The organism is Streptomyces sp. NBC_01116 (genome assembly GCF_041435495.1).
Lineage (GTDB): Bacteria > Actinomycetota > Actinomycetes > Streptomycetales > Streptomycetaceae > Streptomyces.
Genome location: NZ_CP108644.1, coordinates 3147501 through 3159985, shown reverse-complemented (window position 1 = coordinate 3159985; position 12485 = coordinate 3147501). Strand labels below are relative to the sequence as shown.

Annotated in this window: 10 protein-coding genes and 1 rRNA gene (1 of these 11 only partly in view); 10 read left to right on the top strand and 1 reads right to left on the bottom strand. The window is 70.6% G+C overall.

Annotation, left to right across the window (positions count from 1 at the left end):
- Window positions 1-268 precede the first annotated feature (268 nt).
- The 8 genes from OG245_RS13700 to OG245_RS13665 all read left to right on the top strand — a co-directional run bounded on the left by OG245_RS13700 (window position 269) and on the right by OG245_RS13665 (window position 9377).
- Complete coding sequence (locus tag OG245_RS13700) at window positions 269-703, top strand: DUF3499 domain-containing protein (protein ID WP_371623795.1); 435 nt, start codon at window positions 269-271, stop codon at window positions 701-703.
- Between the two features lie 94 nt (window positions 704-797).
- A complete protein-coding gene (locus OG245_RS13695) occupies window positions 798-2168 on the top strand; it encodes a phosphomannomutase/phosphoglucomutase (RefSeq protein WP_371623794.1) in 1371 nt (456 codons plus the stop codon).
- Between the two features lie 627 nt (window positions 2169-2795).
- Window positions 2796-2978: a Trm112 family protein gene (locus tag OG245_RS13690; RefSeq protein ID WP_371623793.1), complete on the top strand. Its 183-nt coding sequence runs from the start codon at window positions 2796-2798 to the stop codon at window positions 2976-2978.
- Between the two features lie 184 nt (window positions 2979-3162).
- On the top strand, window positions 3163-4299 hold the full coding sequence (locus OG245_RS13685; RefSeq protein ID WP_371623792.1) for an SIS domain-containing protein: 1137 nt from the start codon (window positions 3163-3165) through the stop codon (window positions 4297-4299).
- A 255-nt stretch (window positions 4300-4554) separates the two neighbouring features.
- Complete coding sequence (gene manA / locus OG245_RS13680) at window positions 4555-5730, top strand: mannose-6-phosphate isomerase, class I (RefSeq protein WP_371623791.1); 1176 nt, start codon at window positions 4555-4557, stop codon at window positions 5728-5730.
- 87 nt (window positions 5731-5817) lie between these two features.
- Complete coding sequence (locus OG245_RS13675) at window positions 5818-6801, top strand: cation diffusion facilitator family transporter (protein WP_371623790.1); 984 nt, start codon at window positions 5818-5820, stop codon at window positions 6799-6801.
- Window positions 6802-7077: 276 nt separating this feature from the next.
- Window positions 7078-8535, top strand: coding sequence for an adenosylhomocysteinase (gene ahcY / locus OG245_RS13670; protein ID WP_371623789.1), 1458 nt, complete (start codon window positions 7078-7080; stop codon window positions 8533-8535).
- Window positions 8536-8705: 170 nt separating this feature from the next.
- Window positions 8706-9377: a hypothetical protein gene (locus OG245_RS13665; protein WP_371623788.1), complete on the top strand. Its 672-nt coding sequence runs from the start codon at window positions 8706-8708 to the stop codon at window positions 9375-9377.
- Here the strand turns inward: OG245_RS13665 and OG245_RS13660 are convergent.
- On the bottom strand, window positions 9374-10432 hold the full coding sequence (locus tag OG245_RS13660; protein ID WP_371623787.1) for an RDD family protein: 1059 nt from the start codon (window positions 10430-10432) through the stop codon (window positions 9374-9376). The two genes, OG245_RS13665 and OG245_RS13660, sit on opposite strands and share 4 nt — an antisense overlap.
- 119 nt (window positions 10433-10551) lie before the next feature.
- Between OG245_RS13660 and OG245_RS13655 the strand changes: the two genes are divergently transcribed.
- Window positions 10552-11559, top strand: a complete 1008-nt coding sequence (locus OG245_RS13655; RefSeq protein WP_371623786.1) for a stage II sporulation protein M — start codon at window positions 10552-10554, stop codon at window positions 11557-11559.
- A 728-nt stretch (window positions 11560-12287) separates the two neighbouring features.
- A 16S ribosomal RNA gene (locus tag OG245_RS13650) occupies window positions 12288-12485 on the top strand (it continues 1328 nt past the right edge of the window).

Below are 12485 nucleotides of genomic sequence, written 5' to 3'. Positions count from 1 at the left end.
CCGGCGTGATCGGCGAGCCGACGCGGCCGACCGGGCCTTTCGGACGGGGACTCGTCCCGCTTCCAGATGTCCGCAGTTGAACATTTCGGCCAAGGTTGAGCCCTTTCCGGCCCGTGATCCGATCATTCACGCTGTGCGCGACGCCGTGATCGGCCTCCGCCCACGAACGGGCAAGGCCACCGCGCGATCCCCAGCCCCGGCCCCGGCGCAGGTCAGGACAGCCGCCTGGAACACGGCCGTGCCGCAGGCCACAGGGCGACACGGTGGGGTGACCCGAGGGGGGAGTCGTCGCAGCCCGCTCAAGAGTGCGGTACCGTCCAACATCGTGAGCCCTGTACGTCGCTGTTCGCGCACCGCGTGCGGCCGCCCTGCCGTCGCGACACTGACGTACGTCTATGCCGATTCGACTGCGGTCCTCGGCCCGCTCGCCACCTACGCCGAGCCCCACTGTTACGACCTCTGCGCCGAACACAGTGAGCGGCTTACCGCGCCACGGGGCTGGGAAGTGGTGCGGCTCTCCGACGGCTCCGCACCGGCACACCCCAGCGGCGACGACCTCGAAGCACTGGCCAACGCGGTCCGCGAAGCGGCACGCCCGCACGACCGGGGCCGGGACGGCGGGGGCCGGGGACCGCGCGCCGCCGACCCGGTGGAAGTGGCCCGCCGAGGTCACCTGAGAGTGCTGCGCTCACCGGAGTCCTGAAGCCGACGCCCGGGGCCCATCCTGAGGCCCCATCCTGAGGTACGGCCCGGCCGGGTAGTTTGGGCGGTCCGCAAAGACCCCAGGAGGACCGGCCGTGGTTGCTGATCTGTCGCAGCTCGTGAAGGCGTACGACGTGCGCGGAGTAGTGCCCGACCAGTGGGACGAATCGCTGGCCGAACTCTTCGGAGCCGCGTTCGTCCAGGTCACGGCCGCCGACGCCATCGTGATCGGCCACGACATGCGCCCCACGTCGCCCGGTCTCGCCGGCGCGTTCGCCCGGGGCGCGGCGGCCCGGGGCGCGGACGTCACGCTCATCGGCCTCTGCTCGACGGACCAGCTGTACTACGCGTCGGGGGCCCTCGGCCTCCCCGGGGCGATGTTCACGGCCTCGCACAACCCGGCGCAGTACAACGGCATCAAGATGTGCCGGGCGGGCGCCGCCCCGGTCGGCCAGGACACCGGCCTCGCCGAGATCCGCACCCTGGTCGAGCAGTGGTCGGAAGGCGCCCCCCGGCCGGCGGCCGCCACCACCCCCGGCACGATCACCGAGCGGGACACCCTCACCGACTACGCGGCCCACCTCCTCGGCCTGGTCGACCTCAAGGCGGTCCGCCCCCTCAAGGTCGTGGTGGACGCGGGCAACGGCATGGGCGGCCACACGGTCCCCACGGTCTTCGAGGGCCTCCCGCTCGACCTCGTACCGATGTACTTCGAGCTGGACGGCACCTTCCCCAACCACGAGGCCAACCCCCTCGACCCCAAGAACATCGTCGACCTCCAGGCCCGCGTCCTCGCCGAGGGCGCCGACCTCGGCCTCGCCTTCGACGGCGACGCGGACCGCTGCTTCGTGGTCGACGAGCGGGGCGCGGGCGTCTCCCCCTCCGCGATCACGGCCCTCGTCGCCGCCCGCGAGCTGGCCCGCAACGGCGGCGAGGGCATCGTCATCCACAACCTGATCACCTCCTTGTCCGTCCCCGAGGTGGTCCGCGAGAACGGCGGCACCCCGGTCCGCACCCGCGTCGGCCACTCCTTCATCAAGACGGAGATGGCGGAGCACGGCGCGATCTTCGGCGGCGAGCACTCGGCGCACTACTACTTCCGCGACTTCTGGAACGCCGATACGGGCATGCTCGCCGCCCTCCACGTACTCGCCGCACTCGGCGGCCAGCGGAAGCCGCTCTCCGAACTGGTCGCGGAGTACGACCGCTACAGCGGCTCCGGCGAGATCAACTCCACCGTCGCCGACCAGTCCGCCAGCCTGGCCACGGTCAGGAAGGTCTACGGCGCCCGCGACGGCGTCACCTTCGACGACCTGGACGGCCTCACGGTCACGGCCGCCGACTGGTGGTTCAACCTCCGCGCCTCGAACACGGAACCGCTCCTGCGCCTGAACGTCGAGGCGAGGGACGAGCAGACGATGGCGACGGTACGCGACGAGGTCCTCGGCCTGATCCGCGAAGCCTGAACCACCCGACGGCCGCTCGGACGCCACTAGGGCGTGTTTCGAAAGTCCCGCCTGCTCGGCGACGCCTGGCACGCACGCTCGCCGCGTTGTCAGGATCACCCCGATACATCCAGTATCGGGGCGACCCTCCGCCTTGCGATCGCACGCACCAGACGCCGCCGAGCCCGCCCTCCGGGCGGACGGCGCTACTTTCGAAACACGCCCTAGGCACCTCCGACGTCCGCTCCCCACCTCACCCATCCCACCTTGATCCCCGCGCATTCAGCCCCTCCGGCGTCTGCACCCCGTCCCTTCCTGGCCCCGTGCTTCCAGCCCCTCCGGCGTCTGCACCCCGCTCCTTCTTGGCTCCGTGCTTCCAGCCCCTCCGGCGTTTGAGGAGCGGGGTCCGGGGCGGAGCCCCGGTTACGGGAAGGGGCGGGGCGGGGAGAAGCACGCCGCAGGCGCCCACCTTCGCCACCCGCACCCGCGCCCCGCCCCGCCCCGCACGGCAGCCCCCCACCGCCCCCCCCCAACCCGCATCGTCCGTTTCGTCCCCCCGGCCAGGCCGCGCCCCCTCCACCCCAGCGGTAGGCTGACGAGGCCTGATCCACGCGGATCGGAACTCGCATGCTCGAAGGGACTCACCCCATGGCGCTCGAAGCCGGCCTCCTGGAGATCCTGGCCTGCCCTGCCTGCCACTCCCCGCTCGACGACCGTTCGACGGCAGACAGCCCCGAGCTGGTCTGCTCGGGCGACGCCTGCGGCCTGGCCTACCCGGTCCGGGACGGCATCCCGGTCCTTCTCGTCGACGAGGCGCGCCGCCCCGCCTGACCGCGAGCGACACGCGTACGGGCAGGATGCGCCGGACGACGCGGAACGGCCCCCGGCAGCGCACGACGGCCGGGCCCGACCACAGGTGGGGGCCACTGTTCGGCACCGTGCGCGTCCCGGCGGCCACGCCACCGCACCCGTATCCGCAGCCCGCACCCCGCCCGGTGATCGGAGGCCCACCGCCATGCTCGACGAGTCCCTGCTCGACGCCCCGGAAGCCCTGGCCCGAGCCGACCGCCGCGATCTGCTGCGCGGCGCCGCCGAGGCCGGCGCCCGGGTCCGCACCGCCGCCCGGCACGCCGCCGAAGCCGGCATCGGCGGCCTGAACCCGGAGGGCCGGCCCCGGGCCGTCCTCGTGGCGGGCCCCGGCACCGCCGCCTCCGGGGTCGCCGACCTGATCGGCGCGCTGGCGGGCGCGGCCGCCCCCGTCGTACGCATCCACCCCACGGGTGTGGCCCCCGCACCCGGCGCCCTCCGCTGGGCCCTGCCCGGCTGGGCCGGCTCCGTGGACCTGCTCCTCATCGCGACCGCCGACGGTTCCGAACCGGGCCTCGCCCTGCTCGCCGAACAGGCCTACCGCCGCGGCTGCACCGTCGTCGCCGTCGCCCCCACCCGCTCACCGCTGCGCGAGGCGGTCGACGGGGTGCATGGCCTGGTCGTCCCGATGGCAGCCGCCCCGCACGGCGAGTACGACGCGGAGACCTCCGCCGCCGGCCCCGGCACCCTGTGGGCGCTGCTCACCCCCCTGCTGGCGCTCCTGGACCGGGTCGGACTGGTGACCGCGCCGCCCGAGGACCTGCAGAAGGTCGCGGACCGCCTGGACCGCACCGCGGAACGCTGCGGCCCGGCCATCGCCACGTACAGCAACCCGGCCAAGACGCTCGCGGCCGAGCTCGCCGACAGCCTGCCGCTGCTGTGGACGGAGGGCGACGCCGCAGGCCCGGTGGGACGCCGCTTCGCCGCCGTACTGTCCGAGCTCGCCGGCCGCCCCGCCCTGGCCGCGGAACTGCCCGAGGCACTGCCCTCGCACGGCACGCTCCTCGCCGGGGACTTCGCGGCCGGCGCGGACCCCGACGACTTCTTCCGCGACCGGGTCGACGAGGGCGAGACGCTGAGGGCCCGCGTCGTCCTGCTCCGGGACCGCCCGACAGGAGGCCTCAGCGCCTACCCGGCGGCACGGGAGCTGGCGCTCGGCCACGACACCCCCGTGAGCGAGCTGGAGCCGGAGGAGGGCAGCGAGCTGGAGGCCGTGGCCGAGCTGCTCGCGATCACCGACTTCGCAGCCGTCTACCTGTCACTGGCCTCGGCCCCCCAGCCCTGACGCAGTCCTGACAGAAGCACCTGACCACCTCACAGGCCCCACGCCCACAGGCCCCACGCCCACGGGAAGCCCTCACGGGCAACACCCCACCGGGCACACCCCACAAGCAACACCCCACAGAGAGCATCACGCGAGGGAAAGCCCAGGGACCGCGCCGCGTCACCCTCCGGCCACCCCCACGACCCCAGAACCTCACGCACCACTGATACCCCTGGTGCCACACCAACCCGCCCCGCCCCACCCGAGGACGACTCCATGGACCGGCTGTCCAACACCGTGCGCCCCTACGCCTGGGGGTCCACCACGGCCATCCCCGCCCTGCTCGGCATCGCGCCCACCGGCGAACCCCAGGCCGAGATGTGGATGGGAGCCCACCCCGGAGCGCCCTCGCGTATCACCCGCACCACCGCGGCCGGTGAGACGGAGCTGGCGCTCACCGAGGCCATCGACGCCGACCCGGAGGGGGAGCTGGGCGAGCCCACGGTCGCCCGGTTCGGCCCCCGCCTCCCCTTCCTCCTGAAACTCCTCGCCGCCGGCGCCCCCCTCTCCGTCCAGGTCCACCCGAACCTGGAACAGGCCCGTGAGGGCTACGCCGACGAAGAGTCCCGGGGCGTCCCGATCGACGCACCACACCGCACGTACAAGGACGCGAACCACAAGCCCGAACTCATCTGCGCCCTCACCCCCTTCGACGGACTGTGCGGCTTCCGCAACCCCACCGCCGCGGCGGACGCGATGGAGGCGCTGGGGGTCGACTCCCTCAAGCCGTACGTGGACCTCCTCCGCGCCCACCCCGAGGAGGCGGCACTCCGCGAGGTGCTCACGGCGATCCTCGGCGCGGAACCGGCGGAGATGGCCGAGACCGTGGCGGAGGCGGCCGCTGCCGCCGAGCGCCTCGGCGGCGTCCACGCCCCGTACGCCCGTATCGCCCACCACTTCCCCGGCGATCCCGGCGTCCTGGCCGCGATGCTGCTGAACTACGTTCAACTCCAGCCCGGAGAAGCCCTGTTCCTCGGCGCGGGCGTCCCGCACGCCTATCTCGACGGCCTCGGCGTCGAGATCATGGCCAACTCGGACAACGTGCTGCGCTGCGGCCTGACCCCCAAGCACATCGACGTCCCCGAACTCCTGCGGATCGTACGGTTCGAGGCCACCGAGCCCGGCGTGCTGCGCCCGGAGGCGGCACCGTCGGGCGAGGAGCTCTACGAGACCCCCGCCGACGAGTTCGCCCTGTCCCGGTTCACCCTCGCCCCGGGAGCGGCCCCCACCGAACTGACCGCCGCCACGCCCCAGATCCTGCTCTGCACGGCGGGCTCGGTCACCGTCGGCGAACTCACCCTCGAACCGGGGGAGTCCGCTTACGTTCCGGCCGGCGAGACCGCCGAGGCGGCGGGACGGGGAACCCTCTTCCGGGCCACCGTGGCAGCCTGACCCACGGACCGTCCCGACGGCTGCAACAATGTGCCGCCTCACCGCGGCGGCACCTGCCGCGCACCGACGAAGGGACACCACGCACTCATGAGCGCGTCAGGCGGAACCAAGGCGATCGTGGCGGCACTCGTAGCCAACCTCTCGATCGCCGTGGCCAAATTCGTAGCGTTCCTCTTCAGTGGTTCGTCGTCGATGCTCGCGGAGAGCGTCCACTCGCTCGCCGACTCGGGCAACCAGGGGCTCCTGCTGCTCGGCGGCAAGAAGGCGAAACGCGAAGCCACCCCCCAGCACCCCTTCGGCTACGGGCGCGAGCGCTACATCTACGCGTTCCTCGTCTCCATCGTCCTCTTCTCGGTCGGCGGCATGTTCGCGGTCTACGAGGGCTACGAGAAGATCAAGCACCCGCACGAGATCGAGGCCTGGTACTGGCCGGTCGGGGTCCTGGTCTTCGCGATCATCGCGGAGATCTTCTCCTTCCGTACGGCGATCAAGGAGTCCAACCAGACCCGCGGCGACCGCTCCTGGACCGAATTCGTCCGCCGCTCCAAGGCGCCCGAACTCCCGGTCGTCCTCCTGGAGGACCTCGGCGCGCTCGTCGGCCTGATCCTGGCGCTCGCCGGCGTCGGCCTCGCCCTCGGCACGGGCAACGGAGTCTGGGACGGCATCGGCACCCTCTGCATCGGCATCCTGCTGATCCTCATCGCGATCGTCCTGGCCGTCGAGACGAAGTCCCTCCTGCTCGGCGAGTCCGCCGGCATCGAGGACGTCGAGAACATCAAGGCGGCCGTGGTCGACGGCGAGACCGTCACCCGCATCATCCACATGCGCACCCTCCACCTCGGCCCCGAGGAACTGCTGGTCGCCGCCAAGATCGCCGTCCGGCACGACGAGACCGCGACCGAGGTGGCCGAGGCCATCAACGCCGCCGAGCACCGCATCCGCGCGGCGTGCCCGATCGCCCGGGTCATCTACCTGGAGCCGGACATCTACAACGCGGAGGCCGCAGCGACCGGAAACAACCCGGGCTCCGACACGGAAGACGGCCCGGCTTCGAAGAATTCTGGCCACTGACCCACCGCACATCAGCCCCGATCGGCCCGGTGACCCCTCACACACACCCCTCTCCACGAAGGGGCTGGGGCTCACTGGGCCGTTCGGTGTAGATTCGGATACGGATAACAGACGTCGCTGCTGATGGCGGTCGACCGGCTGGCGCGAGCCAGCCGGGCGAGGGACAGAGGGCCTCCGACGGACTGCACTGCGAACGCCCGGGCATTCGTGTGCCCGCCGTGCCGCAGAGTCAGCCCAGACAGCCCACCCTCGACCCATCACGAGGAGCAGCCCGTTATGACGACGGCCACCAACCGCCAGGACTTCAAGGTCGCCGACCTCTCCCTCGCCGCCTTCGGGCGCAAGGAGATCACGCTCGCCGAGCACGAGATGCCCGGCCTGATGTCGATCCGCAAGGAGTTCGCCGCCGCTCAGCCGCTGGCCGGCGCCCGGATCACCGGCTCGCTGCACATGACCGTGCAGACCGCCGTGCTCATCGAGACCCTCGTCGCCCTGGGCGCCGAGGTCCGCTGGGCCTCCTGCAACATCTTCTCCACCCAGGACCACGCCGCCGCGGCCATCGCGGTCGGCCCGAACGGCACTCCGGAAGCCCCCGCGGGCGTCCCCGTCTTCGCCTGGAAGGGCGAGACGCTGGAGGAGTACTGGTGGTGCACGGAGCAGGCGCTGACCTGGCCGAACACCCCCACCGGCGGTCCGAACATGATCCTGGACGACGGTGGCGACGCCACCCTCCTCGTCCACAAGGGCGTCGAGTTCGAGAAGGCCGGCGCGGCCCCGGACCCGTCGACCGCGGACAGCGAGGAGTTCGCCCACATCCTCACCCTGCTGAACCGCACCCTCGGCGAATCGCCGCAGAAGTGGACCCAGCTGGCGTCCGAGATCCGCGGTGTCACCGAGGAGACGACGACGGGTGTGCACCGTCTGTACGAGATGCACCGTGACGGTTCCCTCCTGTTCCCCGCGATCAACGTGAACGACGCGGTGACCAAGTCGAAGTTCGACAACAAGTACGGCTGCCGCCACTCCCTCATCGACGGCATCAACCGCGCCACCGACGTCCTGATCGGCGGCAAGACTGCCGTCGTCTTCGGCTACGGCGACGTGGGCAAGGGCTGCGCGGAGTCCCTGCGCGGCCAGGGCGCCCGGGTGATCATCACGGAGATCGACCCGATCTGCGCGCTGCAGGCGGCGATGGACGGCTACCAGGTGGCCACGCTGGACGACGTCGTGGAGCAGGCGGACATCTTCGTCACCACGACGGGCAACAAGGACATCATCATGGCCAAGGACATGGCCCGGATGAAGCACCAGGCGATCGTCGGGAACATCGGCCACTTCGACAACGAGATCGACATGGCCGGACTCGCGAAGATCGACGGCATCGTCAAGGACGAGGTCAAGCCCCAGGTCCACACCTGGAAGTTCCCCGACGGCAAGGTCCTCATCGTCCTGTCCGAGGGCCGCCTCCTCAACCTGGGCAACGCGACCGGGCACCCGTCCTTCGTGATGTCCAACAGCTTCGCGGACCAGACCCTCGCGCAGATCGAGCTGTTCACGAAGCCCGAGGAGTACCCGACCGACGTGTACGTGCTGCCCAAGCACCTGGACGAGAAGGTCGCCCGACTCCACCTCGACGCCCTGGGCGTCAAGCTCACGACGCTGCGCCCCGAGCAGGCCGCGTACATCGGTGTCGAGGTGGAGGGCCCGTACAAGCCCGACCACTACCGCTACTGATCCACCCCTAGGCCACTGATCCACCCTCGGCGTTCGGAAGGCCGGCCTCCCGAACGCCGAGCGGCGTCACAGCCCGCGGCAGCAGATCCGAGCGCAGGCCCCCGCACCCCCGTGCCGGGGGCCTGCTCCCGTTACCGCCCCCGCACGACCCGAGGAACCCGAAGGACCCCATGCCCCGCGGCAGGTATTCGCTCCACGACCTTCACGATCACACCCCCCTCGGTGAAGAACACTTCCACTGCGCCCCCGGCCCCTCCGGCTGGCGCTACGTCTCCCAGACCACGTCCCCCACCGGAGACCACCTCGGCTCCGTCGACCTCGCCCTGGACGAGCTGGGCAGGCCTATCCGCCTCGAACTCCATGCCGTGAGCTGGCAGGTGCGAGGAGCGGCGCTGGAAGGGGTCACCTGGGTCCGGACCGACCCGACCGGCAGCCACGCCACCGAAGGCAATGTCCGCGCCCACGCCTTCGCCGGCACGTCCCCCGCGTTCCTCATCGCCATGACCCGTCTCCTGCGTCTCACCCCCGCTTCCCCCACGACCCGCGTCCGCGTGGTCACCTTCACGGACCCGGTCCTCGCGCCCAGGACCGTCGACCAGTCCTGGGCGCTGGTGAACAGTGAAGCGCACACCACTGACAACGGCCCCCTGGTCGTGGACGAATACCAGGTCAGCGCCCTGGACACCGGGGAACAGCACACCATCCACATCGCCGGTGACGTGGTTCTCGCGGCCCCCGGCATCGAGCTCGAACACCTGGAGACGCCACCCTCACCCCGCGCCTCCGGCACCCGGGCCGACCACGACCTGTCGCCGCCCGCGCCCGGGCCGGACACCGTCTAGCCGGGCGGAGCGAACCCGCCCGAGGGCGCACTCCCACGGTGCCGCCCGTGATCACCGACGGCCCCGCGCCCCGCCCCGGAACCGCCCCCGTCGGCCACTCCACCGACAGCACGGCCTTCACCACCGGACTCCACAGCCCCACGGAAACCACCGACCCCAGCGGCTACGGGGCTCCCGGGAGCCCCGGTGTACCCCCCGGCCGCGGCAGGCGCCGAACCCCCGGAGCGCCCGTCCGATCCGCCCGCACCACCAGGCACGCCGGGCATGACGACCCCGGACGGTACGGAGGCCCCCTCGGCGAGAGGTCCGGCGAACACGCGCCGCGCATCCCGCGACTGCCGCTCATGCACCACCGCGGCCAGGAACGCGGCGGCGGGAACGCCCTGCGGCGCGGCGGCTCCCGTCCGTGCGACCAGTTCACCGGCCAGCCGTTCCGCGATCGAACGGCCCACGCCGGGATCCAGCTGCTGCATCCGCGTCAGGTACTGCCGTATCGCGAGCCAGAGTTCTTCGGGCACGGCAGACAGATCCAGTTGCGCGAACCGGCCGACCAGCCAGGGCGGGGGAGGTGGCACGGCGACGGACCGGCCCGTGGCCGCGACCCGTTCCCGGATCACCAGTGTCCCGGCGAACACGTCACCGATCCGGCGACCCCGCGCCGACACCAGGGACGCGACCGAGGCCACGGCGCCGAAGGTCATGAGGATCTCGACCAGCCCCATCGCCCCGCGCACGAGCGCGTGCCGGAACCGGATCGGCCCACCGTCGTCCCGTACCACCCGCAGCCCGCAGGCCAGCTTTCCCAGTGAGCGGCCATGACTCAGCGTCTCCACCGCGACCGGCCCACCGATCAGCACCAGCAGGAAGGAGGCGACTCCGATCGCCGCGACCGCGGCCTCGTCCAACGAGACGGAAGCGACGCCCAGCACGACCGACACCAGGATGAAGACGACGAACGTCACTGCCAGGTCGATCGCCGAGGCCAGCGCCCGGCTCGGCAGCCGCGCGGGCCTCAACCCCAGAACGACCGCGTCCCCGGTCACCAGATCACTCATCGGGCCCCACCCTTCGCCGACCTTCTCTGCCCCAGCCGGGCACAGTCTGCCAAGCTGACCGCCAGCGCGCCGCAGCAGTACATACCTGTACGCACCCTTGCCTGGAGCAACAGACGCCCATGGACCTCGACGTCTTCGTCACCGCCCACCGCACGGAGTGGGACCGCCTCGAACACCTCCTCCGCCGGGGGCGCCGCCTCACGGGCGAGGAAGCGGACGAACTCGTCGTCCTCTACCAGCGGACGGCGACCCACCTCTCCCTGGTCCAGTCGGGCAGCCCCGATCCTCTCCTCACCGGACGCCTCACCCAGCTCGTGGCCCGCGCCCGGTCGACGGTGACCGGCACCCGCAAGGCCTCCTGGCGGGACGCGGCCCGGTTCCTCACCGCGGGGTTCCCCGCGGCGGTCTACCGCTCGCGCCACTGGTGGATTCCCACCGCGGTGCTCTCGACAGCCCTGGCGGCACTGCTGGGCTGGTGGATCGGTACGCACCCCGAGGTGCAGGCCGCGATCGCCGCGCCGGAGGACCTCCGTGCGATGACCCGGCCGGGCGGGGAGTACGAGACCTATTACTCCAGCCACCCGGCGGCGTCGTTCGCGGCCCAGGTGTGGACGAACAACGCGCAGGCCGCGGCCCTGTGCCTGGTCCTGGGGGCGTTCCTCTGCATACCGGTGATCTGGATCCTCTTCCTCAACATGCTCAACCTCGGCGTCGGCATAGGCCTCATGTCCTCCGCGGGCCGTCTCGACGTCTTCCTCGGCCTGGTCCTTCCCCATGGTCTGCTCGAACTGACCGCGGTGTTCGTCGCCGCCGGCACAGGGCTCCGCCTCGGCTGGACCGTGATCGACCCGGGCCCCCTGTCCCGCAGGGCCGCCCTGGCTCAGCAGGGCCGCGCCGCCCTGGGCATGGCGATAGGTCTGGCACTGGTCCTGTTCGTCTCCGGACTCATCGAGGGCTTCGTGACCCCGTCGGGCCTCCCGACCTGGGCCCGGATCACCATCGGCATCGCCGCTGAGCTGGCCTTTCTCGCATACGTCTACATCCTGGGCGGCCGTGCGGCCCGCGCCGGCGACACAGGCGACCTCACAGCGGTCGAACGCAGCGCCGAACTTCCCACCGCAGCCTGACGGCCGATGTGCTTTCACCTCTGCTGACCTGCTAGTGTCCTCCTCGCCCACAAAAACCGTTGACACGGCGGATGTGGGGAGGTAGATTTGAACGGTTGCCTCGGACTGTACAAGTTCGAGTTGAGCGCGTAACATCTATCCCGCTCGTGCAGGAGAGTTCGTTAACTCCGCCGGGCCGAATGATTCTCCTTTCCTGAGCCCCATCGAGCTGTTCGTTTAGCTCAGTGAGTTCTGGTAAAGTCGGATCCGCCGAAAGGCAAGGCCGCTCCGCAGGCCATCGGAAATCGAATTCGGACCGGAAACGGAACGAAAAAGAGTCTGGTAAAGTCGGACTCGCCGGAAAGGGAAAACGCGAAAGCGAAGGACCTGGAAGGCGGGATGAGAGACCCGCTTCGACCGGGAATCGGACACGAAAGAGTCTGATAGAGTCGGAAACGCAAGACAGCGAGACAAAAGAAGTAAACGAAGGGAAGCGCCCGGAGGGCCCCGGTGATACGGGACCGAAGGAAGCGTCCGTTCCTTGAGAACTCAACAGCGTGCCAAAAGTCAACGCCAGATATGTTGATACCCCGGCCTGCTTCGGCAGGTTGGTGGTTCCTTTGAAAGTCCTGCGGGTCCACTTCGGTGGCTAGGCAGGCAATTACACAGCGAGGACGCTGTGAACAACGGGTCTTATTCCGACCGGTTGTTCCGCTCTCGTGATGTGTGCACCCGATTACGGGTAAACATTCACGGAGAGTTTGATCCTGGCTCAGGACGAACGCTGGCGGCGTGCTTAACACATGCAAGTCGAACGATGAAGCCTTTCGGGGTGGATTAGTGGCGAACGGGTGAGTAACACGTGGGCAATCTGCCCTTCACTCTGGGACAAGCCCTGGAAACGGGGTCTAATACCGGATAACACTCTGTCCCGCATGGGACGGGGT

Excerpts from the sequence above, each read along its gene's own strand:
- manA (WP_371623791.1), top strand. The coding sequence starts at position 4,555 with ATGGACCGGCTGTCCAACACCGTGCGCCCCTACGCCTGGGGGTCCACC.
- OG245_RS13655 (WP_371623786.1), top strand. The coding sequence starts at position 10,552 with ATGGACCTCGACGTCTTCGTCACCGCCCACCGCACGGAGTGGGACCGC.
- OG245_RS13660 (WP_371623787.1), bottom strand. The coding sequence starts at position 10,432 with ATGAGTGATCTGGTGACCGGGGACGCGGTCGTTCTGGGGTTGAGGCCC.
- OG245_RS13675 (WP_371623790.1), top strand. The coding sequence starts at position 5,818 with ATGAGCGCGTCAGGCGGAACCAAGGCGATCGTGGCGGCACTCGTAGCC.
- OG245_RS13685 (WP_371623792.1), top strand. The coding sequence starts at position 3,163 with ATGCTCGACGAGTCCCTGCTCGACGCCCCGGAAGCCCTGGCCCGAGCC.
- ahcY (WP_371623789.1), top strand. The coding sequence starts at position 7,078 with ATGACGACGGCCACCAACCGCCAGGACTTCAAGGTCGCCGACCTCTCC.
- OG245_RS13665 (WP_371623788.1), top strand. The coding sequence starts at position 8,706 with ATGCCCCGCGGCAGGTATTCGCTCCACGACCTTCACGATCACACCCCC.
- OG245_RS13690 (WP_371623793.1), top strand. The coding sequence starts at position 2,796 with ATGGCGCTCGAAGCCGGCCTCCTGGAGATCCTGGCCTGCCCTGCCTGC.